This window comes from Pedobacter psychrotolerans (assembly GCF_004340665.1).
Classification (GTDB): Bacteria; Bacteroidota; Bacteroidia; order Sphingobacteriales; family Sphingobacteriaceae; genus Pedobacter; species Pedobacter psychrotolerans.
The window spans coordinates 257,270-282,872 of sequence record NZ_SLWO01000004.1 but is presented as its reverse complement, the minus strand read 5'-3'; the positions used below and the strand labels follow the sequence as shown (position 1 = coordinate 282,872).

21 protein-coding genes and 1 tRNA gene are annotated in these 25,603 nt (G+C 36.7%); 11 read left to right on the top strand and 11 right to left on the bottom strand.

Translation table 11 applies throughout. The annotated features are described in order from the left end of the window. Positions 1-5: 5 nt before the first annotated feature. The 5 genes from EV200_RS22005 to EV200_RS11670 form a co-directional block, all read right to left on the bottom strand. On the bottom strand, positions 6-1,430 hold the full coding sequence (locus EV200_RS22005; protein WP_229676734.1) for an error-prone DNA polymerase family protein: 1,425 nt from the start codon (positions 1,428-1,430) through the stop codon (positions 6-8). Between the two features lie 101 nt (positions 1,431-1,531). Continuing rightward, positions 1,532-2,047 (bottom strand): PHP domain-containing protein, encoded by a 516-nt coding sequence (locus EV200_RS22000; RefSeq protein WP_229676735.1) that lies wholly within the window; start codon positions 2,045-2,047, stop codon positions 1,532-1,534. A 299-nt stretch (positions 2,048-2,346) separates the two neighbouring features. Continuing rightward, complete coding sequence (locus EV200_RS11680; RefSeq protein WP_132532775.1) at positions 2,347-2,652, bottom strand: hypothetical protein; 306 nt, start codon at positions 2,650-2,652, stop codon at positions 2,347-2,349. A 156-nt stretch (positions 2,653-2,808) separates the two neighbouring features. Then, positions 2,809-3,348: a hypothetical protein gene (locus tag EV200_RS11675; RefSeq protein WP_132532773.1), complete on the bottom strand. Its 540-nt coding sequence runs from the start codon at positions 3,346-3,348 to the stop codon at positions 2,809-2,811. 265 nt (positions 3,349-3,613) lie between these two features. Next, positions 3,614-3,687, bottom strand: a tRNA-Ile gene (locus EV200_RS11670). Between the two features lie 351 nt (positions 3,688-4,038). On the opposite strand from EV200_RS11670, the gene EV200_RS11665 reads away from it, so the two are divergent. The 5 genes from EV200_RS11665 to EV200_RS11645 all read left to right on the top strand — a co-directional run bounded on the left by EV200_RS11665 (position 4,039) and on the right by EV200_RS11645 (position 14,437). Continuing rightward, positions 4,039-5,268 (top strand): Pycsar system effector family protein, encoded by a 1,230-nt coding sequence (locus EV200_RS11665; protein WP_132532771.1) that lies wholly within the window; start codon positions 4,039-4,041, stop codon positions 5,266-5,268. After that, a complete protein-coding gene (ppk1, locus tag EV200_RS11660) occupies positions 5,268-7,310 on the top strand; it encodes a polyphosphate kinase 1 (RefSeq protein WP_132532769.1) in 2,043 nt (680 codons plus the stop codon). The genes EV200_RS11665 and ppk1 overlap by 1 nt, the downstream gene beginning before the upstream one ends. A gap of 11 nt (positions 7,311-7,321) precedes the next feature. Continuing rightward, entirely contained in the window at positions 7,322-8,236 is a 915-nt protein-coding gene (locus EV200_RS11655) for an SdiA-regulated domain-containing protein (protein ID WP_132532767.1), read from the top strand. A 45-nt stretch (positions 8,237-8,281) separates the two neighbouring features. Further along, positions 8,282-11,890: a BamA/TamA family outer membrane protein gene (locus EV200_RS11650; protein ID WP_132532765.1), complete on the top strand. Its 3,609-nt coding sequence runs from the start codon at positions 8,282-8,284 to the stop codon at positions 11,888-11,890. A gap of 132 nt (positions 11,891-12,022) precedes the next feature. After that, on the top strand, positions 12,023-14,437 hold the full coding sequence (locus EV200_RS11645; protein ID WP_132532763.1) for a GAF domain-containing protein: 2,415 nt from the start codon (positions 12,023-12,025) through the stop codon (positions 14,435-14,437). 226 nt (positions 14,438-14,663) lie between these two features. On the opposite strand, the gene EV200_RS11640 is transcribed toward EV200_RS11645, so the two are convergent. Both EV200_RS11640 and EV200_RS11635 read right to left on the bottom strand, forming a co-directional pair. Next, positions 14,664-16,610: an LTA synthase family protein gene (locus EV200_RS11640; protein ID WP_132532761.1), complete on the bottom strand. Its 1,947-nt coding sequence runs from the start codon at positions 16,608-16,610 to the stop codon at positions 14,664-14,666. Positions 16,611-16,731: 121 nt separating this feature from the next. After that, the gene (locus EV200_RS11635) at positions 16,732-17,334 is read right to left on the bottom strand and encodes a GIN domain-containing protein (RefSeq protein ID WP_132532759.1); all 603 of its coding nucleotides are present in this window, start codon (positions 17,332-17,334) and stop codon (positions 16,732-16,734) included. A 269-nt stretch (positions 17,335-17,603) separates the two neighbouring features. Here EV200_RS11635 and EV200_RS11630 point away from each other — a divergent pair, with 269 nt between their 5' ends. After that, the gene (locus EV200_RS11630; RefSeq protein ID WP_132532757.1) at positions 17,604-17,960 is read left to right on the top strand and encodes a response regulator; all 357 of its coding nucleotides are present in this window, start codon (positions 17,604-17,606) and stop codon (positions 17,958-17,960) included. On the opposite strand, the gene EV200_RS11625 is transcribed toward EV200_RS11630, so the two are convergent. Together EV200_RS11625 and EV200_RS11620 are read right to left on the bottom strand one after the other, a co-directional pair. Further along, positions 17,961-19,265: an ABC1 kinase family protein gene (locus EV200_RS11625; RefSeq protein ID WP_132532755.1), complete on the bottom strand. Its 1,305-nt coding sequence runs from the start codon at positions 19,263-19,265 to the stop codon at positions 17,961-17,963. Positions 19,266-19,271: 6 nt separating this feature from the next. After that, complete coding sequence (locus EV200_RS11620) at positions 19,272-19,925, bottom strand: TetR family transcriptional regulator C-terminal domain-containing protein (RefSeq protein WP_132532753.1); 654 nt, start codon at positions 19,923-19,925, stop codon at positions 19,272-19,274. A gap of 214 nt (positions 19,926-20,139) precedes the next feature. Here EV200_RS11620 and EV200_RS11615 point away from each other — a divergent pair, with 214 nt between their 5' ends. The 3 genes from EV200_RS11615 to EV200_RS11605 all read left to right on the top strand — a co-directional run bounded on the left by EV200_RS11615 (position 20,140) and on the right by EV200_RS11605 (position 21,463). Beyond that, positions 20,140-20,994, top strand: a complete 855-nt coding sequence (locus EV200_RS11615) for an HD domain-containing protein (RefSeq protein ID WP_132532751.1) — start codon at positions 20,140-20,142, stop codon at positions 20,992-20,994. A gap of 65 nt (positions 20,995-21,059) precedes the next feature. After that, positions 21,060-21,200: a Sec-independent protein translocase subunit TatA/TatB gene (locus EV200_RS11610; protein ID WP_132532749.1), complete on the top strand. Its 141-nt coding sequence runs from the start codon at positions 21,060-21,062 to the stop codon at positions 21,198-21,200. Between the two features lie 56 nt (positions 21,201-21,256). Beyond that, on the top strand, positions 21,257-21,463 hold the full coding sequence (locus EV200_RS11605) for a hypothetical protein (protein WP_132532747.1): 207 nt from the start codon (positions 21,257-21,259) through the stop codon (positions 21,461-21,463). A 212-nt stretch (positions 21,464-21,675) separates the two neighbouring features. Here the strand turns inward: EV200_RS11605 and rpoN are convergent, their stop codons facing one another. After that, on the bottom strand, positions 21,676-23,148 hold the full coding sequence (gene rpoN, locus EV200_RS11600) for an RNA polymerase factor sigma-54 (RefSeq protein WP_132532745.1): 1,473 nt from the start codon (positions 23,146-23,148) through the stop codon (positions 21,676-21,678). Between the two features lie 158 nt (positions 23,149-23,306). On the opposite strand from rpoN, the gene mscL reads away from it, so the two are divergent. Continuing rightward, positions 23,307-23,741: a large conductance mechanosensitive channel protein MscL gene (gene mscL / locus EV200_RS11595; RefSeq protein WP_132532743.1), complete on the top strand. Its 435-nt coding sequence runs from the start codon at positions 23,307-23,309 to the stop codon at positions 23,739-23,741. A gap of 39 nt (positions 23,742-23,780) precedes the next feature. On the opposite strand, the gene EV200_RS11590 is transcribed toward mscL, so the two are convergent. Beyond that, positions 23,781-24,653, bottom strand: coding sequence for a ChaN family lipoprotein (locus EV200_RS11590; RefSeq protein WP_132532741.1), 873 nt, complete (start codon positions 24,651-24,653; stop codon positions 23,781-23,783). 130 nt (positions 24,654-24,783) lie between these two features. On the opposite strand from EV200_RS11590, the gene EV200_RS11585 reads away from it, so the two are divergent. Continuing rightward, the gene (locus EV200_RS11585; protein WP_132532739.1) at positions 24,784-25,557 is read left to right on the top strand and encodes a LiaF transmembrane domain-containing protein; all 774 of its coding nucleotides are present in this window, start codon (positions 24,784-24,786) and stop codon (positions 25,555-25,557) included. The last annotated feature ends 46 nt before the right edge of the window (positions 25,558-25,603 follow it).

Sequence of the window (25,603 nt, the reverse complement as noted above, 5' to 3'; positions counted from 1 at the left end):
CTTATTTATACGGTATGTTTTTGCGCATCTATTACAATATATTCTGGTTGATAAAAACTCATGGACATAGTGTTGAGTAATGTTGCGGCAAAAGCATCTGGGTAATAATGCTTCAGCCAGCAGGATACATAGACCAGTAAGGCGAAACTTGCGGCATGGCTTTCCGGAAATCCATAGCTCCCAAAACCTTCCAGTTGCTTGAAAACTCGTTTTGCAAAGTCAATGGTATAGCCTTTGGCTACCATACCTTTTATCAGCTTCTGCTCATATTGGTTAACCATTCGCTTGAACTTAAAAGTAGCCATGCTCCGGCGTAAGCCATCCGCTTCTGTTGGCGTAAACCCGGCGGCTACAATGGCTATTTTCATGGCCTGTTCCTGAAACAGCGGTACGCCCACGGTTCTGCCTAAAATTTCTTCCAGTTCAGCAGAAGGATAAACCACAGGTTCTTCTTTATTTCTTCTCCGCAGGTAAGGGTGGACCATATCGCCCAGTATCGGTACTGGACGCACAATTGCCACTTCAATGACCAGATCGTAAAAGCACTGTGGCAGGAGCCGCGGCAGCATAGACATTTGTGCCCGGCTTTCAATCTGGAACACCCCTAAAGTATCAGCAGCGCTGATCATCTGGTATACATCGGGATTATCCTTGGGAATGTTTGCCAGGGTTAGGCTTTGTCCGTAATGCACTTTGCAGAGATCAAATGCTTTGCGGATGCAGGTAAGCATGCCCATGGCCAGTACATCTACTTTTAAAAAGCCTAAAGCATCTATATCATCTTTGTTCCATTCAATATTGGTGCGGTCTTGCATCCGGGCATTCAGGATGGGGCAGAGATCGGTAAGTTTGCCATTGGTGACTACAAAACCTCCTGTATGCTGCCCAAGCTGCCTGGGGAAACCCATCATTTGTGCGGTAAGCTCCAATGTCTTTTTTAAATGCGGATCATCAGGATTTAATCCTTGCTCCGTTAAACGTTCCCGTTCAAACCATTCATCTGTATGTTCCCATAAAGAACCCGATAGCCGGTTGATGGTGTCTACAGACAGGCCCATGGCTTTGCCTACATCCCGGATGGCACCTTTTTGATGTTGCTGAGTGACTGTGGCTACAATTGCCGCGCGGTCTCTTCCGTATTTACGGTAGATGTACTGGATAATTTCTTCTCGGCGTTCATGTTCGAAATCTACATCAATATCCGGTGGTTCATTTCTCGCAGGAGAGATAAACCTTTCAAACAACAAATCAAATTTCATCGGGTTAACCGAGGTTATGCCCAAACAAAAACAAATGGCTGAATTGGCTGCAGAGCCACGGCCCTGACAAAGAATCCCACGATGGCGTGCTTCACGTACAATATCCTCCACAAAAAGAAAATAGTTGGCATAATCCATTTGCTTTACGAAATCCATTTCATGTTGGATCATATGAATTACCTTATCAGGAATCATTTCACCACAAAATTCATGTGCGCCTTTCCAGGTAGGTATTTAAGTTCTTCCAGTGGTGTTCTCCCACTTTTATTGATTTATTCCGGGTAAACGTACTTCAGTTCATCCAAAGAGAAATTACAGGCTTCTGAAATCACCATTGTATTGTAAATGGTGCTTGGATATTTCCTGAACAGCCGCTTCATTTCGGCCACCTCTTTCATATAACGCTCCGCATTCTGGTGCAGGCGGAAGCCAGCTTCCTGGATCTTACATTTCTCGCGGACACAGGTGAGTACATCCTGTAAGTCCCGGCGTGCGGGATGGTGGTAATGTACATCGCCTGTAGCCACAACAGGTATTCTATAAAAATCCGGTAGCTGCGAGGTTCTAAAAATCAGCTTATTATCATTCCCCATGTAAGACCTGGTTGCAGCAAGGTAGAGTTGCCCCCTTAAAGCCTCACTACAGTCTGCAACAGCAGTAATAAAGCTGGCCTCATATTCAAAACGGCGGTTAAGCATTCCGGGCATAACTACGGCAAAGATTATTCCTTTGCGATGTGCGTAGACATCTGCCCGGGAGATATGGTATTCCCCTTTCTCTGCCCGCATATTGCCTATGGTTAATAGCGCGGACAACCTGCCGTAAGCTTCTATGTCGGTTGGATAAGCAAGTAGACTTGGCCCATCCAGCAAGTTCAGCCTGCAGGCTGAACTTGCTGGATGTTTTTTTCCTGGCAGGCCGCATGTGCACGGACAATTCCAGCAAGGGTATTCCTATCGGTTATCGCAATTTTTTTATATCCAAAGATTTCCGCCTATTCAACCAGCTCCTGTGCATGCGAAGCGCCACGCAGAAAGCTAAAGTTTGAAGTCACCTGTAATTCACTATACACCATATCTCATCTCCTTTAAGCAAAAAATCCATGTATAAACCACTGGTACTTTTGTTCCCCTCCATAGTGCCACGAGCGGAATAGCCAATAACGGCCACCCGCCTCATCTTCCACCTGGTAATAATCTCTATGTTCACCTTGATCCAGCCACCATTCCCGCTTAATCCGTTCAGGCCCATCTGCTTTGGAGATCAGGTGCCTGATCCCCTTGTAGATGAAAAATTTTGGTGGATGATCAGGAATCAGCGCCATAACCTCTATTGGAGCAGGCGTTTTAAGCAGCTCAGTAGGTCTGGGTTTATTTACCCGCCAGTCTGACATCGGCTTCTCTATAATTGAAGCTGCCTTTAAAACAGCACGTTCAGGTCAATACCTTGTCGCTGGTAAATAACGGTGGATCACCTGCAAACCAACTTTTCCGGCAACCCTGTCAAGCAGCCTGAATACATTTTGATCATCCAGACCAGGCTTAGCAGACTACATTTCTTCCTGCGGTACCTCAACATCATCAACTTTTGGCGCATCAAGGACAAAAAGTTCTATTCCGAGTGCCGGACGAATCTGATCGATCTTGAGTTGAAAAAGTTTGAAGAGGTGACTAACGCTATGCGTTGCACCACTGGTTCCAATAGCAATTTGTACAACTTTTCCATCGATTCGGTAGCCTGTTAATATGCCTGTCCGGAGCCCTTTGCCTTCTGACTGCATGCGCTTGCACATGTTTTCAAGCATCTTTTGGATAGCGATCTCAATTCCAGTTTTGGTTTTGATTGGCTCCATACAGGCCAGCCTTTCACTAAATGGTACAGGTATTTGCAGGGGACTGTCAAGGATGAAATTATCCTTTATAATAAGGGTATCACTTCCCTTGCTTTTTTTTGTTACTTGCTTTATCCCTAAATGATGGGCAGTATCGATGTAAGCAGGCTTTTTGTTATGCCATACTCTAATCTTAACGTTCCATGTTCCGTTACCTCGTTTGTCTGCCTTGAGAATTGTTGCTGAAATCGTAGCCATAATTTACACTTTAAATAATCGGGTAGTTTGTGGACAAGAAGACCTATGCTCTTCTCGTCATAAATGCTCTTTTATTTCTTAAGTTTTCCTTAAGTTTTTGAAAAATCCTTAAGTTTTCCTTAAGTTTTTTATACTAAGTTAAGCAAAAAGTCATGTTGATCCTAACGATAGATTGGCATTCAAAAGGTAGGAAATGTTAAGGAAAACAGCGTTTGAAGCCATAAAAAAGCCCTTTGAGGATGCTCAAAGGGCAATTTAATTTTTGTGGGCCCACCTGGGCTCGAACCAGGGACCAAAAGATTATGAGTCTTCTACTCTAACCAGCTGAGCTATAGGCCCCGAAAAAGCATTTGCTTTTTGCGAGTGCAATGTTACAAAATTGCATCGGCTTTTGAAAAACTTTTTTTCAAAAAATATCGTAAATCTGGCATTGCCTTTATTTTCAGGGTATTGTAACCGTTTTTAAAAAGTATTGTTTGGTTAAGGTCTGGAGTAATAAAAACCATCCTGATTAAATTACGTTGATTTCATTTGTATCACAATGAAGTCTAAATTTTGTTAAATGTTAAAAGGCTGTATTTTATTTAAATTTAGCGTAGTTTTATATCCATTATCACCAGTAATTTTTAGTTTTAAAAGATTTACAAAACCGTACAGGCGTACCATAAAAAAAGATCACATTACAACCATATGCCCCTAGACTATAAACAATTGCAACACGAGGTAGAAAAATACGTTGGCAATTACTTTCATACCCATCATGATCCAAGATTGGTTTATCACAACATGGAACATACGCAGGAAGTGGTAAATGCTGCTCAGCAAATTGCCAATCATTATCAGTTAAACGAACAGGATTTTTTCACCATAACCGTTGCGGCCTATTTTCACGATACAGGTTATTTTGATGATGCGCTGAAACATGAGGAAAAAGGTGCAGAACTGGCTGAAAAATTTTTAACAGAACATCAGGTCAGCAATGAAATTAAAGAAAGCGTTAAAAGTGCCATTTTAGCTACCAGGATTCCACAGGATCCAAAAAATCAGATTGATAAAATCATCTGCGATGCAGATTTATTTCATTTAGGCTTGCCAGATTTCCGCAAGAAGGGAAAACTGATGCACAAAGAAGTTGAACTGATTTATGATAAAAAAATCAGCAAACTGGATTGGCGAAAAAGAGACATTCAGTTTATGGAATCTCATCATTACCAAACCGACTATGCCGCCCTGCTGCTTACCGATCAGAAACAGGCCAATATCAGTAAACTTAAAAGCAAACTTACCACTCAGGAAGAAATTGCGGTTGAGCAGGAGGAACCTAAAAATTTTGCGCCACAATTGGTGCCAGACAATAAGGACTTTAAAAAGAAAAGCAAAGGCGATCGACCGGATAAAGGGATCGAAACCATGTTCAGGATTACGTCTGCCAATAATCAAAGATTGAGTGATATGGCTGATAATAAGGCTCATATTTTAATTACTGTAAACTCTATTATGCTTTCGCTGATTGTGAGTTTACTTTTAAGAAGATTGGAAGATCATGGCAACCTCATTATCCCTACGTTTATTTTATTGATTGTAAGTTTAAGCTGTGTAGTGGTTTCCATTTTATCTACCCGTCCATCTATTCCTGAAGGGGAATTTACGCAGGAGGATATGGATAATAAAAAAGTAAACCTGCTGTTTTTCGGTAACTTTTATAAAATGAGTTTACCCAGTTATACTGATGGGATGATTCAGGTAATGAATGACAAAGACTTTTTGTATGGCACGCTGATCACAGATGTATATTCTCAAGGTGTGGTTCTAGGCAGGAAATATAAACTCATTCGCCTGGCTTACAATATTTTTATGTTTGGGTTAATTGCTGCGGTATTGGCTTTTGTTATTGCCTATGCAGCTTACGGTAAACTTTAATGGAACAAACTACTGAAACTGCTTTTTTCAACAGAGATTTAAGCTGGTTAAAATTTAATGAACGAATTTTAACAGAAGCTGGCCGAAGTACCGTTCCATTGCTGGAGCGCATTAAATTTCTTTCTATTTTTTCGTCAAATCTCGATGAGTTTTATCGGGTTCGGATGCCTGTATTACTCGCACTGGAAAAATTGAGCAATAAGGAAAATAATGATATTCATATTGAAGAAGATCTGCTGAAAAGTGCCAATCATTTGATTTCCCGTCAGCAGCAGCAATATGGCAGAATCCTGCAGTTGGAAATTATTCCACAGTTAAAGGAACAACACATTAACCTGCTTTACGGGCAACCATTTCCACCTGAAATTCAAAAGCCAATTACACGCTATTTTTTGAGTCAGGTGATGGCCTTTTTACAACCAGTTTATTTAGATCAGGGAACTAATTTTTTTCCGGCAAATAATGAGCTATACTTCCTGATTAATTTAAAAAATGGGGTTGAAACCAAGGCAGTAATTTTAAACATTCCATCTAACGAACTACCCAGGTTTTATAAGGTGGAGGGTAAGCACGAAACGTTTGTTGCTTTACTGGATGATATTGTCCGCTTTCATTTAGATCGCGTTTTTCCTCATGATGAAGTATTGGGATGTTTTAGTTTTAAAATTACCAGAGATGCAGAAATCGATTTAAAAGATGAATATTCTGGAAGTTTATCTGAGCAGCTGGAAAAGCAGCTGATGAAGCGTGATTTGGGTTTGGCCACCCGCTTCTTGCATCAGCCTGGCATTCCTGCCGGTGTTTTTGAAGTGATGAAAAAACTCTTCAACCTTAAAAAAGCAAATATGGTAGAAGGCGGTCAATACCATAACCTGAAAGACCTGATGGGTTTTCCAGTGAAGAATGATCAACTGTTAAATGCACCTTGGGCAAAAATATGCAATACCGATTTTGTAGCAGATACGCTTACTGCAGCCATTACTAAAAAAGATATTATCGTTCATACGCCATTTCAGAGTTATGACAGTGTGCTGCGTTTTTTCAACGAGGCTGCTATAGATGATGCGGTAAAGGAGATTTATGTCACACTTTATCGGGTAGCGAGCGATTCAAAAATTGTGAATGCCTTAATCAGCGCTGCTAAAAATGGCAAAAAAGTAACTGTTCTGGTTGAGTTGAAGGCCCGGTTTGATGAAGCAAACAACATCAAATGGGCTAAAAAAATGAAGTCCGTTGGTGTTAATATTATTTACAGCGTTACGGCACTTAAAGTTCATGCAAAGGTGGCCCTGGTGAAACGTGAGGTAGCAGGGCGGATGCATTACCTGGGGTTATTTGCTACCGGGAATTTTAACGAAAGCACTGCTTCATTTTATACCGATCATATTTTAATGACGGCTCATAAAGAAATGCTTCGTGAGGTAGAATTATTATTTATTTTTCTGGCCAAACGGGTGAAGCCAACTTCTGCAGATTTAATTCCTTTTCAGCATTTACTGGTGGCTCAGTTTAATCTTCAGCAGGCTTTTTTACAGCTTATTGATAGAGAAATTGAACATGCCAGGCAAGGAAAACCTGCAGCCATCACCATCAAAATGAATAACCTGGAAGAAAAGGTTTTAATTAATAAACTTTACGAAGCCTCGCAGGCTGGAGTGAAAATTGAGATGATCGTGAGGAGCATTTGCAGGTTAATTCCGGGTGTGAAAGGAATGAGCGAAAACATTAAAGTTACCAGAATTGTAGACCGTTACCTGGAACACGGGCGGATTTTTATCTATCATAACCTGGGTAAAAATGATGTTTACCTAGGCTCTGCCGACTGGATGAACCGGAATATTTACCGCAGGATAGAAGTGTGTTTTCCTATTTATGACGAGCAGATTAAAAAAGAAATCCTGGAAATTATCGATATTCAAAAACAGGATAATGTGCAGGCTGTTATGATTGATGATCAAATGGAAAATGTTCCCGTTCAGGCTGGTGAACCTGCCATTGCTTCACAACAGGCTATCTATCAATTTTTAAAAAACAAGTATTAAATTTTCATTTTATGAACAAGAATAAAACAAAACTGACATCTATTATTATACTCTTTGCCATAGCATTTATTGGAGTTTCATGCGTTAACGGTAAACATGATGACGAGGACAAAAAGAAGGATAATGCAGTGACTGAAAATAGTGTTTCTACTACTGAAAAAGCAGATTTCCCTTATGATCTGGCCAATCCGGTTAAATATAATATGCCTCAAAATTTGTTTGAAATTTCGGGTATTACTTTTCATAACGGCGATCCGAAACAAGTATTTGCTATTCAGGATGAAGATGGAGATTTATTTCATTTAGGCTTAAATGATAAAGAGGCTAAATTCACCAAATTTGGAGGCAAAGGCGATTATGAAGATTTGGCGATCATAAGAGATCAGGTAATTGTTTTAAAAAGCAATGGAGAGCTGCATACTTTTCCGATTTCAAAAATTAATACTCCTGAAGTAGCTGATGTTATTAAAACAAAAGATTTGGTACCAAAAGCAGAATATGAAGGTTTGGCTGCGGATGAAAAAGCCGGAATGGTATATGTTTTAACTAAAGAAGTGAAAAAAGGTAAAAAGGGCGATACTGAAATTTTCGCTTTTAAATTTAACCAGGGCACTTTCACACCCTCAGGCATTTTTGCGCTGTCTCATCAGGAAATTGCTGATGCAGCTGGTGCATCTAAAATGAATTTCCGTCCATCGGCATTGACTAAAAACCCGAAAACAGGAGAATGGTATGTGCTTTCATCCATGAATAAGTTATTGGTCATTACAGATGCAAACTTTAAAATAAAATCAACTCAAGCGCTAAAAGGTGATGCATTTAACCAGCCAGAGGGGATTGCATTTGATCGCGATAATAACCTTTATATTTCCAATGAAGGTGGATCTTTATCTGCAGGAAATATTTTAATGTTTAAGGTTAAATAGCCTTTCTCAAAATTAATTATCTTTATATGAAATAACCCCTCAGCGATGATCAAAACGTTTACCCTATTTATTGCCTTCTTTTTTCTATTTGTTTTTAATTCTTTCGCTCAGGATGATGTTAAATACCGGGTAATTCTTTTCGGCGATGCCGGAGAAATGAATCCCGGTCAAATGCAGGACTTAAAAAATGCCGCCAAACAAATTATTCCAAAGAAAACCACTGTGGTATATCTTGGCGATAACATTTACCCCACCGGAATGGGCTTGCCTGGAAGTATTGAAGAGGAGGAAACAAAAAAAATATTACGTTCTCAGTTTGAACCCATGCGCAATATGGGCGCAACGGTTTATTTTATTCCAGGCAATCACGACTGGGATAAATCCGGACCAAATGGTTTAGCCAAAATTAAAGCACAGGATGATTATTTAAAAGCACAGAATGATCCATTGCTTAAATTAATTCCTGCGAATGGATGTCCTGATCCGGTTGCAATTAACCTGACCGATAAACTCACCATTATTGCTTACGACAGCGAATGGTGGTTATTTCCTTATAAAAAATCAAATCCTGCTGGGGATTGTGACTGCAATACCAAAGACGAGGTGTTGGTACGGATGGAAGAACTCCTGGAGCAAAATAAAAATAAGGTGATCTTATTGGCTTCACACCATCCATTTCAAAGTTATGGTCCACATGGTGGCTATTTTAATTTAAGAAATCACCTTTTTCCACTTACCTCTTTAAATAAGAATTTATATATCCCGATGCCAGTTTTAGGTTCGGTTTATCCTTTTCTGCGGTCTACGCTTTTAAGCCCTGAAGATTTAAATCATCCGGCATATAAAGACATGATTAAATCTGTAAATGGTGTTTTCGGCGATTATCCGAATGTAACTTATATGGCAGGACATGAGCATGGTTTACAAATGATTAAAGGGAAACAGTTGCAGATTATTAGTGGATCAGGATCAAAGGTTTCACCCAATAAAAAAGGCAAAAATTCTTTATTTCAGGAAATGCAGCAGGGCTATGTCATTGCTGATCAGTTGAAAAATAATGACATGCGCTACGAGTATTATATTTATTCGGATACCAGTGTTAAAAAGGTTTACAGTTATATTAAGAAGTTTGAGGAAATTCCTTCAAAAATTAGAAACAGAGATAAGCCACTTACCGCGGATAGTATTTTTGTACGGATTAAACCCGAGTATGATAGTGTTGGACGTTTCCATCGTTATGTTTTTGGTGAAAATTACCGCAAGGAATATGCAGAAAGAACCAAGGTTCCGGTATTGCATGTATCAAAAATGAAGGGCGGACTTAAGGCTACTCAACGGGGTGGAGGTAACCAATCACGCTCTTTAAGATTAGAGGATAAAGATGGGAAGGAATATGTATTGCGAAGCATCGAAAAATATCCGGAGGTTTTGCTTCCTGAAGCTTTGCGCAACACCTTTGCAAAAGATGTAATTAAAGATAATATGTCTGCCCAGCACCCATTTTCTGCATTGGTTGTGCCTGATTTGGCCGACGCTGCGAAAATTCCACATTCCAATCCGATTATTGGTTGGGTTTCTCCTGATGAAGGTTTAGGTGAGTTTGAATCTGCTTTTGCCAATACGCTATGCTTGTTTGAGGAGCGTGAGCCTGTAGGTGAATCAGACAGTTCACCTAAAATGGACAAAAAATTAACGGATGACAATGATAATAAGTTAGATGGTGCAGCCTGGGTTAAGGCAAGATCACTTGATGTATTGCTAGGCGATTGGGACAGGCATGAAGATCAATGGCGCTGGAAGGAAACTAAAACCAAAGATGGATCAAATTACACCCCGGTGCCTAGAGACCGTGATCAGGTTTTCTTCCGTTCAGACGGTTTTTTACAACGCTTTACGCAATCATCATCATTGCTACCAATGATGCAGGGCTATGAACGCCCAATACAAAACATCAATTGGTTTTTATGGGAAGGAAGGGAAATTAGTAGCCGCTGGACTGCAAACATAGAAGAAGATGAATTTAATAAGATTGTTAAAGATTTCTGTGCCAATTATAACGATGCTGTTTTTGAAAAGGCTTTGCGTAAACTTCCGGAACCAAGCTATTCACTACATCATGATGAGTTTTTAAAAACATTGCGTGAGCGGGTGGCCGATTTGCCTAAACTGATGAATGATTACTATCATTTCTTCAACCGTATTGTAGATATTGAAGTCACCAATAAAAACGAATTCATCAAGATCAGCGACACTAAGGACAATGGTTTGCGGGTGAAGATTAATAAAATATCTAAGGAAGGCAATATCAAAGATGAATTGTTTGACCGCAAATTCGATCCGAAGGTCACTAAAGAAATTCGGGTGTATATGCATAACGGAAATGATAGCTTAATCCTGGATAATAAAAATTCTGCTATAAAAATCCGGATTATTGGAGGCAAAGGTGATAAGTATTACGATTTTGCCAATAGTAAAGGTACCGTTAAATTATACGGCCGAACCGATAAGGCAACTTACGCAGGTGATGATCAAAATAAAATCAGCAAAATTATTTCTAATGATACGGCAAACTTTAGTTACATCCCTAAAGATATGTATGTGCGGAGATCATACAATTTAAACGCTGGTTACAACAGAGATGATGGAATTTTATTAGGTTTAATTTACAAGCAAACCAATCCGGGTTTCCGTAAACAACCTTGGGGAAATTCTCAAACGGTTTCGTTTTTGCATTCATTCTCCACAAAGGCTTTTCGTTTTAATTATAAGGGTGAATGGTTAAAGGCATTGGGTAAGGGTGATTTACTCATCAACGGTAATGCTTATGCACCAAATAACAATCAGAATTTCTTCGGTTTAGGTAATGATACCCATTTTGATGAGCACGGTGATGATATTCGCTATTACAGGGCTAGGTTTAACTTGTATCAGGTAGATGCAGCAATTAGGTGGCGCAAGCCGAAATCTACTTTTTCGGTTGGTCCGTCTTATCAATATTATAAGTTTAACAAAGAGGATAATGATGGGCGTTTTATCCTCAATCCGGAGCAATTGCATTCTGCGGATAGTTTAACGGTTCGCAATGAAAAAATGTTTGCTGGTGCGATTGTTAACTTTACCAATAACACCAGGGATAATGATTTACTACCAACTTTGGGCAGTTTTGTAGATTTTAAATTGCTTGGCTATAAAGGTGTTAATCAATATTCAAATTCTTTCGGGCAGCTTACCGCAAGTATTGCCTTATATAAAAATTTAGATGGAAGGAAAAACTTTATCCTGGCAGATCGTTTTGGTGGAGGGGTGACTGTTGGCAAACCAGCATTTTATCAAGCTTTATATCTCGGTGGACAGGGAAATCTTCAAGGCTATCGTCAGTTTAGGTTTGCCGGTGAACATATTTTCTATAATAATTTAGAGTTAAGGGCAAAACTGGGCGATTTGGTCAGTTATGTCTTACCCGGACAAATTGGCCTATTAGGATTTTATGATGTTGGCAGAGTTTGGCAACGTAATGAAGTTTCCAAAACATGGCACCATGGAGTAGGTGGGGGGCTTTATTTCGCTCCGGCATCACTCACGGTTGTACGATTTGTAATGGGACACTCATCAGAAGGCTGGTATCCTTACGTCTCTTTAAACTTTAGGTACTAAATTTGTAACTATAACGATATGATGCAATAATTTAAGTATTACGTTTTACAGACCTATATTAGTAAAAACTGTTAATATCTTTGTACTGAACAAGATAGCAAATAAATTATTCCATAGAAAGGAAACCCAGGCATGAATACCAATGTAATACAGATAAATAAAAACGAGTGTGTTGACTTTCAGATAGAATCTTCTTTATCTTTTCGTCCGCTCGTTGAATATTTAAAAGGCAGGTTGAAGACTGAAAAGTCTGTAAAATCTGAATTCTACAGGTTTCTTTTAGAAAAAATTGAGAAAGAGAAAGTGCTTTTGAATAGTATTAAAGCAAAAGATCTAGTTCAACATAAAGATACGCTCGAATTAATTTTTACCATTCTTACGCCTTTAATGGATAATGAGGATGATTTGTTCTGGGCATTGAGTACGCCCGTACCAGATGAAATTTTCTTCAGTACCAATGCTTTTTATAATTTCTTTAAAGATCACGATCCTAAAAATAAGGTCACTAAAGATAGTGAACCGGTAGAGAAGAAGCAGCTCAAATTTATTTATAACATTATCTTAAATCGTTTCTACAATTTCACTACGGTAATTAAAAGTGAGATTATATATGGACATGTTAATGAAGAAACCAAGCTTACCCAGTATTACAATATTCAAACGGATACCAAGTTTGTAGATATTAAATATAAGGGTGAACTACCTGAACTTAATTTCGAAGAGCTTGGCAGACATTTTCAGGATGATAATGAATTAGAATACTTACTAAAGCATTTACCGCTTAAATATTTTACTTTCGATGGATTTAGCATCATTTCCATAACGGATGTAACGCTGCAACACTCTATTGACGGAATCCGGGATGCATTGGTGAATCATAATTATCAAACCGAAGCTTATACCCATGTAATCCAGGCCTTGAAAAGCTTAAGTGGTGATGGGAACCTGGAGTTTGGGTTGATGCCTTTTTTAACGGTAAACAACAAACTTGTTTTTGATCATAAAGAATTTTCTCAAAGTAAATTAATTAATTCTGCCAAGGCATCTAACTTGGAAGAGGAAGTATTTTATTCGCTGGTAGATAAGTACAAGGAAAACCCTAAGGCCATTTTCGTGAGTTCAATTAATGATGATCAGATTACTAAGGATCCATTTTTGAGAGTACTTAAAGAGGCTGGTGTGTGTTCATATTCGGTGTTGCCTGTTTATTATAATACGCAACTGGCTGGTGTGTTGGAGGTTTATTCTGATCATGAAGTAATTATTGATGATAAATTATTATCGAGATTGCGTCCGGCAATGCCTTTAATTGGACAGCTTTTTCAATACAACATTGAAGATTTTAATGCCAAGATGGATGAAGTGCTGATGGATAAATTTACAGCCCTGCAGCCATCGGTACAATGGAAATTTAACGAAGCCATCTGGCGGTTTATTCAGAAAAATAATGGTAAAGCCAAGATCAATGAAATTGAAACGGTTACCTTTAAAAAAATGTATCCGTTATTCGGAGCCATTGATATTCGCAACTCTACTATTGAGCGTAACAGAGCACTTAAAGATGATTTAAATGTACTTTTGAGTCATTTGACACTTGCCCTTAAAGCCATAAAAAAACTCGTAACGCTGGAGATTACGGATAAGATTTTATTTAATTGCAAAGATTGGATTAAGAGAATTGGTAATTTGGCATCTTCAAACGATGAAAGCCAGCTCAATGAATTTTTAACCGTAGAGGTTTATCCATTTCTTTCCATTATTAAAGCCAATTATCCGCAAACGGCTGATGCTGTAGATGATTATTTTAAAGTAATTGTTCCGGAAACTGGCGCAGCTTATGCCAACCGAAGACAGCTCGAAGTTTCTATGCAATTGATTAATACAGAGGTTAGTCAGTACCTGGAAAAATCACAGGCGAATCTTCAGGCTTCATATCCTTGCTATTTTGCCAAGTTCAGAACAGATGGAGTGGAATATGATATTTATATCGGACAGGAGATTGCGCCGAATAAACCCTTTGATTTATTATACCTCAAAAATATTCGATTATGGCAATTAACATCAATGGTGGAGATTGCAAGGTTATCTAAAGGGTTAATAGGGGAAATGCCATTTCCTTTGGAAACGACTCAGCTGATTTTTATACATTCGAATGCTATTGACATTAGTTTTAGAAATGATGAAAGAAGATTTGATGTAGAAGGTGCCTATAACATTCGTTACGAGGTAGTGAAGAAACGCATTGATAAGGTATTGATTAAAGATAAAAATGAACGTTTAACTCAACCACATAAAGTTTCGATGGTTTATTTCAATCCTGATGAAGCTAAAGAATATATGGAGTATATTAAGTATATGCAGGTGGAGGGTTATTTTAATGATGATTTAGAACAACTGGAACTGGAAGAGCTGCAAGGTGTTTCTGGTTTAAGCGCACTCCGTGTTGGGGTTAAATACCTGGAGAATAAAAAGGAAACCGTAAAGAAACTTAAAGCAAAAGAAATAGAATCTATCGAAAAAGAGATTGCCTCTATGATGGAAAATTAATTTCATTGTAAACCAACCTTATAGATTTTAAGGCCTATAAGGTTGGATTTGATAATTATTAATTGATTTTAACACTTCGGTCTGTAACCACCTTTCTGAAAGAGAGGAATTACAATCGCCATTCCCCTTCTTTATATGGGTGCCCAAAGGGCGGGGTGGTTAAAATATAAATATCCTATTCAAATAGTATAGTAGACATATTATTAATCGAATTCAAGTTATAAGGTTACTTCAGTTTCAATTTACCATCTTTAAATAAATCAAAGGCTGTTTGATAATTTGCAATGCCTTCATCCATCACCTTTTTTGACAGTTGGTGAGGAATTTGTATATTTTTAGATTTATCATATAAATAGGTGTCTACCTTTCTATGCGGACTTAACAGCATTAAACTGTCGCCTTTAAGATAGGCCAGTTTTTGGTAAGTACCTAAAAATACACGTGGTTGGTAATGTTCATCCAAAACATTCTGACCGTAAAATTCACTGGCATAATTCCAGCCCAGTAAATGCCATAGCGTTGGAAATAAGTCTATTTGTGAGGTCATTTTAGAAATAATCATATGGGGCTGATTCTTTAAATTAAAAATCATACAGGGAATCTGATATTTGGAGATATCAACTTCATTTTTGCCAGCACTACTGGCGCAATGATCTGCAACAATTATAATAACTGTGTTTTTAAAATAGGGCCTGGTTTTAATCTTCTCGATAAATTTCCCAATTGCATAATCGGTATATCTCACAGCAGCTTCTCTGCTACCTGGAGGGAGGTTAATTTTATTCGTTGGAAAGGTAAAAGGTCTGTGGTTGGACGTGGTCATCACGAAATCATTAAACAACTGTTGATGATTATATTTTTCGTCTGCATCCTTAATTACTACATTAAAAATATCTTCATCGCAAATGCCCCAGGCGTTTTCAAAAGTCACATCCTGGTCTGTAATTAACTTTCTACTGCCCTGATAGGTTTCATCTAATAACTTCCTTCCTCGGTCTACAATGTTATAACCATTGTTGCCGAAAAAGTGATTCATGTTATCAAAATAGCCATCACCGCCATAAAAGAAGGTATTTGTATATCCCTTTTCTTTAAATACATTGCCAACCGTAAATAAGTTTTCATTGTCATTTCGTCTTACAATACTGCTACCAGGTGTTGGTGGAATAGATAATGTAAGTGCTTCCATTCCCCTAACGGTTCGTGTACCTGTGGCATACATATAGCTAAAGAAAACGCTTTTATCGGCAATGGTATCCAGATATGGAGTAAGTTTTTGAGTATTTCCATAATGAGCTAAAAATTCGGCACTTAAGCTTTCTACTGTAATCATAATCACATTTGGACGGTAAGTTGATGCCGTTCCTTTAATCTCACGTGATATTGTTAAACCTTTTTTAAAGGATACTCCTTTTTGAGCCAGTTGGTTTCTAACAATGTTAAAAGCATTTTTACTGTTAATAAGCTTATAAAACTCATGGTAGTTTAATTCATTATTCTTAAATGCCGCAAAGAAGGAATAAATACCAGCTTTGCTCAGTTCATTGGCATAACGGTTATTACCTTGTTCTGCAGCACTATTTTTAATAACTAGCGAGAACAAAATGGCAGTCAGAATCAGTGGAACAGTGTAAATCAGTCGGTTCTTTAAAGGCGTTCTACTTTCGAAACTTAATTTAAAAATTTTTAATCTGTTAAAAGTGTATGAGATGGCCAAAGCGATGATTACCATGCCTGAAATTAAATATGGCAATGGATAAGACTCATTGATATTATGAATTACTTCGTAGGTATAGATGAGGTAATCAACAGCAATAAAATTGAATCTGCTTTCAAATTCCTGCCAAAAAGTGATTTCAGCGAAAAATGAAAAAAGCGTTAGTAAAAGGAAAAGAAAAAATGCGCAAAAAGTAATCACCTTATTCCATTTTGTATGGTAGAGCCGATCTGGAAAAATCAATAAATACAAGGCATAAAATGAAGTGATGATTAAAGCTGTTCCAAAATCAAAGAAGAATCCAAAGAGATAACATCTAATAATTTCTAAAAAACTAAAATCAGCATGTGGAAAAGACAGCACAAATAAAATGGTGCGGATAACGAAAGAAAAGATAATAAAATAGAAAATAAAGCCAATAAGGATGGAGTATCGGCTTTTAAATATATTGCTCATTTAATTGAAAATTTGTTCAAGTTACAGATCAATTCTGAAGATAATCTGAAGTTTGGCTGAGCTGAAAAAAAAATGGCTTCCTGAAGAATCAGAAAGCCATAGATAAGAGTATGTTTTTAATTTAGTTGATTGATGCAATTTCTTTACCTACTGCTGAAATCTCTATTGAGCTGATATTGGTTTTTAAAGCAGCAAACTTATCAATTGTAAGTTTTTGAGTGTTGCCCATTACCAGTGTATGGTTATCAGTTGAGCCGCTTAATTTTAAATCTGCATTATCTTGAATAACGGTATATAAGCCTTCTGTGGTTGTATTAATTTCTGCATGTGCATTTCCTTTTAAAAAGATTTGAAGATATTTTGAGTTTAATTTGCCTTCAGTTTTAACAACTGCATTCTCTGCTGCTTCAATTCTGTAGATATCTGTTACGTAGACAATTACTTTTGCAGTTGTTCTGTCAGTAGAAGTTATGCGAAGAACATCACCATCCTGTATAATTTTAGCTGTTCCTGCATTGTCTTCTGCATAAGCAACACCATTGTTAGCCCGCTGAATTAAAATAACTTCAACATTTCCTTTCACAGAAACCTTTTTGAAACTACTTAACGCCGAAATTGTCAAAGGGTGAACTTCTGAAGCAGAAACGCTTGTAGAAAATACAGCTGTAGATAAAATGATTGCTGTTAATGATGTTGCGATTAGGGTTTTGATTGAAGTTTTCATAATGTCTTTTATTTAATAATTAAATGTTAATTAATTGTTATTGAATTGCTTAAGTTTTTTTATTGTTGTTTTGTAGATAAGACGCAACTACTTGGAAAACGTTGCAAGCCATTTATGGCTTTTATACCATTGATATAAAATTCTCGACGAACGGGCTTTAATTCAAGACGAAATCATGAAACTTTTTTAAACCAATTGTAAAAAAACGCAGGATTGAATTTTGAATACTTCCTTTTTATTATCTTTAAAAAAATATTCTTACAAACTCTATGAAGAAAAAGGTTGTACTTGTTCAGGACAATAAAGAAATTCTTGAAATAATGGACCAAGTGTTGGAAGAGGAGGGGTTTGATGTTACCGCATCGTTAACAACTGATCCCGTTGAAAGAATAGATGAAATTGACCCGGATGTTGTAATTGTTGATGACCACATTAAAGGGAAAAAGAAAGGATCAGAAGTAATTAAGGAATTAAAATCTGATCCTGAAACTGAGGATGTACCTGCTGTACTCACCTCTACATCTAATAAATTGCCAGAACAGGCAAAAGAATGCAAAGCTGATGATTATATTGAAAAGCCATTTGATATTGATCATATGATCAATGTGGTGAAAAAAAACAGCTAATTATCTGTTTAAAGTCGGCTCATAAGTATCGGTATTCACCATTGCTTTTAATTCGTGCAAAATTTGATATAAGCCAAAGTTTGTACGATTTACATAAATAAAATGTTTTACACCTCTGGCCTGTTTAAATTCTGGCATTTTTGAAATCTTCTCACCATAAAGATACAGTTGCTCAAAAAATTCTGTTTTGCTAAAATCAAACACCTTACTGATATAAGGTTTCGCAAAAAGGCTGATCATTTCTTTATACGATTTATAATAAAATTCTACCTGATCCGCTGTATCATCCGTATGAATCATGTCCAGTTTTCTAAAGGCATCAATCGTTTTAGCTTTATCGTTGATCACATCTGTAGAAATTAGCGAGAAGAAAGGGTAATAAAAATCATTTGGCAGTTCTTTTATACAGCCAAAATCAATTACACCTAAATCTTCTTCTGGCGTAATCATAAAATTTCCCGGATGAGGGTCTGCATGAACAGCACGAAGTTCATGTTGCTGAAAATTATAAAAATCCCAAAGTGCCTGACCAATTTTATTCCTTAACTCCTGAGAAGGATTGGTTTTTAAAAACTCTTTTAAATGTAACCCATCCAACCAATCCATCGTAATGATTCGCTTACCGGATAACTCTGGATAGTACTTAGGAAAAACTACGTGATCGAGGTTTTTGCAATCTTCAGAGAATTGAATTGATCTTTTCACTTCAAGCTCATAATCTGTCTCTTCCAATAAGCGTTCTTCAACTTCTTTGATGTAGATATTTAATTCCCGCTCCGACATTCCCAATAGGCGAAAGGCAAAAGGTTTTACCAGCTTTAAATCTGATGAAATACTGTCGCCAACGCCAGGATATTGAATTTTAACAGCGAGTTTTTTGCCATTTAGCGTAGCCTGATGTACCTGTCCGATAGATGCCGCATTGCTGGAATTCAGATTAAATGTATCATAAATCTGTTCAGGCGTTTTTCCGAAGTTTTTGGTAAACGTACGCACAATTAATGGACCAGAAAGGGGAGGTGCGTTATATTGCGATTGGGTGAACTTATCAACATAAGACTTTGGCAATATATTTTTATCCATGCTCAGCATCTGCGCTATTTTTAAAGCACTGCCCTTAAGTTCACTCAGCGATTTATAAATATCAGTCGCATTATCTTCATTTAACTGATCTCTATCCATACCCGGATTAAACAATTTCTTTGAATAATGCTTGATATAGTTTCCGCCAATCTGAAAACCTGTTTTTACAAATTTTGCTGAGCGCTCTACTTTAGTTGTTGGAATACTCTGTTGTGTCTTCATCAATGATTATAATCCCATTTTTTCTTTAAACTTCCCATTTCTGGATAGAAACTTCCCATAATCAATCAGGTTATCAATCGGTGAATGCTGAAAAAGATCGAAGGTAACGTTGATTCCTTTTTCAATAGCCTCATCACTTTTCTCAAAACCATCGCTATCATCATTAATCCAGAAATTAAGGATAAATGAAAACTGAATCCAAAGGGCATCTTTATAACGTTTTGTTAAAAATTTACGTTCAGCCAATTCACCGCTTTCTAATCCATCATCAATAATTTCCTGGGCAAAATTCTCAAAAATAGGCTTTACACCAGCCAGTATATCTGGTGTAGAAAACTTACCTCTATAATTTTTTAAACTGTAAATAACAAAACTACGTTCGCTTTTTAGATTTTCGAGATAGCTATAGAAAAAAGAAAGCATTTTCTCACGTGAGGTATATTGTAACCAAACCTCCTGCTCTTTTATTTTGCTAATGGTTTCAAAAGTAAATTCAAACCAAATGGTTTTCTCTATACTTTCAAAAGAAGAAAAAAACTGATAAAATTCTGCTTCGGTAATTTTAATCTTCTTTGCAAAAGAATAAACCGTTTTTGGTTTTTCATCATTGGTTAAAACATAATCAATGTATGCTTTTCTAATCTGTTGAGCAGTTGCCATATTGTCGTTTATTTACAATAATAACGTTTTATTAATTTGCTTGTTTTATATCTTTTAAAATGTAGATCATTATTTTGTAATAATAGCTTTCAAAATATTTGAAAGTTGTTTTTTAACTAATATATGTAGTTTTGTAATCATTATTTTGATGATTATTTTATGTTTTTTACTAAATAAATTAGTATAATTGTGTTTCAAATTTATTCTAATTGATATGATTCAGCTAAATGATTTTTTATACGGAAATATGGAATTTCCACAGGTATTTGAGGCACTTTTGCAAACAGATGCTTTAAAACGTTTAGCTGGGATACACCAGAGTGGTGCAATTTTTCTGGTTAATCCATCTATTTGCCATTCACGGCTGGAGCATGCAATAGGGGTAGCCATGTTGATAAAAAAAATGGGCGGCTCGGAGTTGGAACAGATTGCCGGATTGCTACACGATGTTTCTCATACGGCTTTTTCTCATGTTGGTGATTATGTATTTGATCATGTTGGAGAGGATTATCATGAAAAGATTTTCGCAGAGGTGATATATAAATCTGAAATTCCAGATGTTCTGCTGAGATATGGCTATAATGCCAATCAGATTATTTATGGTGTTTTTAATATTTTAGAGCAGCCCATGCCATCGCTTTGTGCGGATCGGTTGGATTATACCCTGCGAGATGGGATTCATGGGGAAATTATTACCCGGCAAAGGGCGAGACAGTTTTTAAATGCTGTTGTGCTAAGTGATGGAATCATCGCAGTAAACGATGATACAGAAGTTCAATGGATCAATGAAACTTTTGAAAAGTTAAACAATGAGGTATTTAAACTCCCGCTTCATCTCTACGCAAATGGAAAGATGACAGAATTGATTAAACTTTTCTTAAAAAAAGGATTGCTTACTGAAAGCGATATGTGCAAAACGGATACATTATTGCTGAATAAGATCAGAACAACGTATGAGGGTTACGAAGCCATAAAATCTATCAAACAATTACGTGGCTTTGCAGAATTCATCAGGTATGGTAAAGTTCCATTAATTAAGGATAGAACATTAAAGGCGCTATTGGTTTAATCATGAATAAATCGCCTTTCAAAACAATATCATTCATTTAGCGTATCTTGTTTAAAAATAAATTTATGTCAGCTATAGAAATCATATTAATTGGGGTTGTAATCTTGTTAATTTTTGGCGGTAAAAAGTTGCCGGAATTAATGCGTGGAATTGGTAGAAGTGTAAAGGAATTTAAGAACGCAAAAGATGAGCCTGTTAACAAATAATCAGACCTACAGAAACTTTATTTCCTTCTGGGGTGTTTGATTATAAATTAACCACAATGGAAAATCAAAACAAAGATCAGGAAAAATCTAAATTTACGAAGCAGGCTCAGGAAAATCCCTCTAAAGGTTTAAATGATTGGAATGATCGTTTAGATGAGAATTTAGAACAAGAAAAGCAAGGTGATACAGCAGCAGATGATCATGCAAAAGATTTTTCTGAAAAAATAGGAAGTGGTGATCAGTCTGATCAAAGCGAAGCCTAAATATTCATCTATCAGTTGATGTTTCATTTAAGTTATTTGGAAGATTATGATTTATCAATTGAAAACTGCTATTGAATGGTTAACCACCCACTGCCCCTTCTATATTAGGAGGTAAGTTTCCCTCATAGCTGTATAATGTAAATTACTATTAATCTTCTATTCAACTATAGTTATCTCATTAAAAACGAACAATCAACAAACCAAATAGCCAATTATAATTCTTTTCTTAATCTGGCAACAGGGATATTCATTTGTTCACGATACTTCGCAACAGTTCTTCTGGCGATGTTATAGCCACGTTCTTTTAAAATTTCCGTTAGCTTTTCATCGGCTAATGGCTTGCGTTTATCCTCATTTCCAATACAATCTTCCAGAATCTTTTTAACTTCTTTATTGGAAACCTCTTCGCCATTTTCAGTTTGGATGGCTTCAGAGAAAAATGATTTTAATAAAAATGTACCAAATTCTGTTTGGACATATTTAGAATTAGCTACTCTGGATACTGTTGAGATATCCATATCGATTTTATCTGCAATATCCTTTAAAATCATCGGACGCATTTTGCGTTCATCGGAAGTTAAAAAATATTCATACTGATAATGCATAATTGCATTCATTGTTTTAAGCAAAGTCTGTTGTCTCTGTTTAATTGCATCAATAAACCATTTTGCAGAATCTAGTTTTTGCTTTACAAACTGAACAGCTTCTTTAAGCTTTTTATCTTTTGAAGATGCCTTATCATAATGCTCGAACATTTCCTGGTATGAGCGACTTACTTTAAGTTCGGGTGCGTTTTTAGAGTTCAAGGTTAAAATGAGGATGCCATCATTATTGCTGATGTGAAAATCAGGAATAATTTGCATTTGCTTGGTCGTTACCTGGTTGGCATCTCCAGGTTTTGGATTCAAGCGAAGAATTTCATTCACTACTTCTTTTAGTTCCTCACTATCTAGGCCCAGGCTTTTCTCCAGCTTGTCATAATGCTTCCGCGTAAATTCATCCAAATAATTCTCTACAACATTCATTGCCTTAACGATTATTGGATTGGAAGGGTCTTTTCTCTTTAACTGGATTAATAAGCACTCTTTTAAATCTCTTGCACCAATGCCCGGAGGATCAAAGCTTTGAATCAGCTTAAGCATTTCCAATACATCTTCCTCTTCAACCATTACATTTTGCGAAAATGCAAGATCATCAATCATGGAACCTAACGGACGGCGTAAATAACCATCATCATCTAAACTTCCAATGATTTGTTTGCCTATAATAAAGTCCTGGTCTGAAAGGGGAACAAGATCCAACTGTTCCTGAAGGCTCTCGAAAAAAGTACTCTCAATAGCGATAGGTGTTTCCTTTTTCTCTTCATCGTCATCGCTATTATTGTAATTGGTACTGTAATCATTGGTGTTGTCATCCTGTAGATAGTCATCTACATTAAACTCGTCCATGCTATTATCTTCAGCAGGTCCATCAAATTCTTCCGGCCCATCATTAAGGTCATCATATTCTCCCTTTGGTTCTTCCTGAGTCATTAAACTAGGGTCTTCCAAAGCAGGATTTTCCTCAAGTTCTTCTTTAATTCTGGTATCTAAAGCAACGGTTGGCACCTGCAACAATTTGATAAATTGAATTTGTTGTGGTGATAACTTTTGTAATAATTTTTGTTGTAAGTGTTGCTTTAGCATATTATATAGTAGAATGGCGTCAAAAATAAACAAATCATTTCAGATTTTTTGGAATTACACTAAATGACTTTGCCTGCTTGTTAAATTATTCGCTAAACGTTTGTATTGAGTTTAATAGTTTGTTACTTTAGTGAACAAATAAACTAAAACGACTAAAAATGGGCTTTGTAAAAGAATTTAAAGAATTTGCAATCAAAGGTAATGTAATGGATCTGGCAGTCGGTGTAATTATTGGCGGCGCTTTTGGGAAAATTATAGACAGTGTAGTGAATGATTTAGTTATGCCATTGGTTGCCGCAATTATAGGTAAACCTGATTTCAGCAATTTATATGTGGTATTGAGAGGTGCCGTACCCGAAGGCACAGCGCTAGCTGACGCAAAAAAAATTGAAGGAGCGGCCATTTTTGCCTATGGAAACTTTATTACAGTAGCGATTAACTTTATCTTATTGGCTTTAGTAATCTTTATGATGATTAAGGCAATTAATAAAATGAAACGTAAGGAAGAGGCAGTTGCTGCTGCACCTGTGGCTCCACCAAAAGAAGAGATTCTGTTAACTGAAATCAGAGATTTGCTTAAGGCAAAGGCTTAATATGAAAATCTGCAAGTATTACATTTGCAGATTTTTATTTTAATAGCTTCTTTTAACTGTTGGATCAGTGATGATAATGTAATCGCCTAAATTTGAAAATTTAGGCGATTCTGTTTTTTCAAAGTCCTGATCTGAAAAGGCTGATATATTCAGAATTTTAATTTTTGGTGAATATTGGCGTAGTTTAGCCAAAGTGCCCAGCTTTTCATCACTGTGGAAACGGCCATTTATGTGAAAGACTTTTACGCCTTTATTCTCATCAATAAATCTGGAAACAGACCAGGCCATAGTTGCATCCCAAAAATTCTGTGTTTGATAAACTTTCATGGTACCCATATTATGACCACCTAATAGCGCTGTAAATTTTTGATAGTATCTTCCTGATGCGGTATCTACCGGTAATGGAGGTAAGAAGTTTAATGATGTTTTTGGAAAGTCTTTAAGTACAATTAAACCACCTCTGGTAACAGCATTGCTATAGCGAGCTGCAGCATTTGCAGCAATAACATGTAATTTATTTACTTTGGCGTATTCAATAAGTGGCTTGTAGTCCGGGTAATTATCCCATGCCCTGGCTTCTTTAATAAAATTCTTTTCGGAGATTACATTGGCCAGGTATTCATTTATGATCGGTTGAACATCGGTATGAAACATCTCCATGCTTAGTGCTACTTGTTGAGGATAGGTTTTGTTAAGTTTCTCCAATATCTTTGCTTCCAGATCATGACCAACTGAATCATTATGCTCTTCACCGAAAAATAATACATCCACATTTTTCATGTCGGCAATAATCTCATCAACCGATATTTCCTTTTGTTCCCTTACATCGTATACTTTATATGGCAGCTTAAGGTCTTGCGCTTTTAATTCTATCGCGGCAGTCAGGCAAAGCAAGATCAATAAATATTTCATGGGCTCAAATTAAGAAATATTTTTTACCGATAAAATAATGTGGTTCACCGCTGTTTAACCAGTTTTTATATTGCAAGTATATAGAAGAACTTGATTTATAAACATCTTTGTTTTTTAAATAGTAATCGAAATGGAAAACATCAATCATAATAATAGTCAGAATACTTCAGGTAGGGTAGTGGGTGGCCTCGTCATTGCGGCTATTGGGATTATATTTTTATTGAATAACCTTGGCCTGGATATTCCAGAATGGGTATTCAGCATTTGGAGTTTGCTTATCGTATTGGGGATATATATAGGCATTCGTCGGAATTTTAAAGGTATAGGCTGGCTGGTTTTAGTATTGATTGGAAGTTATAATACTATAGATCGAATGGGTTTTGATCTTGACCTTTCAAAATATGCACTGGGGTTTGGTTTGGTGATTATTGGTGGATTTTTAATCTTGAGGCCCAATGACCGTATTAAAGTTAAGCGAAAAATGAAAGCCAAGTTCAAAGATCAATTTAACGCTGTTGGTGCAGATGAAGAGACATTTAAAACAGCTGATCAGCATGCTTCTGATAATGACATTATTGATGTTGTAGCTGTTTTTGGAGGCAATACGCAAACCGTTTATTCTAAAAACTTTAAAGGAGGAGATATTTCAGCTGTATTTGGTGGAGCAGATATTATTATGACTCAGGCAGATTTTGCCGAAACGGCTAGTTTGGATGTTACCGCAATTTTTGGCGGAATAAAATTAATCGTTCCTCAGAACTGGGCAATAAAATCAAATGTTACCGCAATTTTTGGTAGTGTAGAAGATAAAAGATCGCATTTAACGCCTACAGGGGATATTCAAAAAACCTTGATTTTAGATGGGACAGCGATGTTTGGTGGAATAGAAATCAAAAGTTTTTAATTGCCAATTGTAGACAGATGACTCACCATCATCATAAATTGATATC

Bases quoted from the DNA above. Each gene is read 5' to 3' on its own strand.
- EV200_RS22005 (WP_229676734.1), bottom strand. From the start codon at position 1,430: ATGATCCAACATGAAATGGATTTCGTAAAGCAAATGGATTATGCCAAC.
- EV200_RS22000 (WP_229676735.1), bottom strand. From the start codon at position 2,047: ATGCGGGCAGAGAAAGGGGAATACCATATCTCCCGGGCAGATGTCTAC.
- EV200_RS11680 (WP_132532775.1), bottom strand. From the start codon at position 2,652: ATGTCAGACTGGCGGGTAAATAAACCCAGACCTACTGAGCTGCTTAAA.
- EV200_RS11675 (WP_132532773.1), bottom strand. From the start codon at position 3,348: ATGGCTACGATTTCAGCAACAATTCTCAAGGCAGACAAACGAGGTAAC.
- EV200_RS11665 (WP_132532771.1), top strand. From the start codon at position 4,039: ATGCCCCTAGACTATAAACAATTGCAACACGAGGTAGAAAAATACGTT.
- ppk1 (WP_132532769.1), top strand. From the start codon at position 5,268: ATGGAACAAACTACTGAAACTGCTTTTTTCAACAGAGATTTAAGCTGG.
- EV200_RS11655 (WP_132532767.1), top strand. From the start codon at position 7,322: ATGAACAAGAATAAAACAAAACTGACATCTATTATTATACTCTTTGCC.
- EV200_RS11650 (WP_132532765.1), top strand. From the start codon at position 8,282: ATGATCAAAACGTTTACCCTATTTATTGCCTTCTTTTTTCTATTTGTT.
- EV200_RS11645 (WP_132532763.1), top strand. From the start codon at position 12,023: ATGAATACCAATGTAATACAGATAAATAAAAACGAGTGTGTTGACTTT.
- EV200_RS11640 (WP_132532761.1), bottom strand. From the start codon at position 16,610: ATGAGCAATATATTTAAAAGCCGATACTCCATCCTTATTGGCTTTATT.
- EV200_RS11635 (WP_132532759.1), bottom strand. From the start codon at position 17,334: ATGAAAACTTCAATCAAAACCCTAATCGCAACATCATTAACAGCAATC.
- EV200_RS11630 (WP_132532757.1), top strand. From the start codon at position 17,604: ATGAAGAAAAAGGTTGTACTTGTTCAGGACAATAAAGAAATTCTTGAA.
- EV200_RS11625 (WP_132532755.1), bottom strand. From the start codon at position 19,265: ATGAAGACACAACAGAGTATTCCAACAACTAAAGTAGAGCGCTCAGCA.
- EV200_RS11620 (WP_132532753.1), bottom strand. From the start codon at position 19,925: ATGGCAACTGCTCAACAGATTAGAAAAGCATACATTGATTATGTTTTA.
- EV200_RS11615 (WP_132532751.1), top strand. From the start codon at position 20,140: ATGATTCAGCTAAATGATTTTTTATACGGAAATATGGAATTTCCACAG.
- EV200_RS11610 (WP_132532749.1), top strand. From the start codon at position 21,060: ATGTCAGCTATAGAAATCATATTAATTGGGGTTGTAATCTTGTTAATT.
- EV200_RS11605 (WP_132532747.1), top strand. From the start codon at position 21,257: ATGGAAAATCAAAACAAAGATCAGGAAAAATCTAAATTTACGAAGCAG.
- rpoN (WP_132532745.1), bottom strand. From the start codon at position 23,148: ATGCTAAAGCAACACTTACAACAAAAATTATTACAAAAGTTATCACCA.
- mscL (WP_132532743.1), top strand. From the start codon at position 23,307: ATGGGCTTTGTAAAAGAATTTAAAGAATTTGCAATCAAAGGTAATGTA.
- EV200_RS11590 (WP_132532741.1), bottom strand. From the start codon at position 24,653: ATGAAATATTTATTGATCTTGCTTTGCCTGACTGCCGCGATAGAATTA.
- EV200_RS11585 (WP_132532739.1), top strand. From the start codon at position 24,784: ATGGAAAACATCAATCATAATAATAGTCAGAATACTTCAGGTAGGGTA.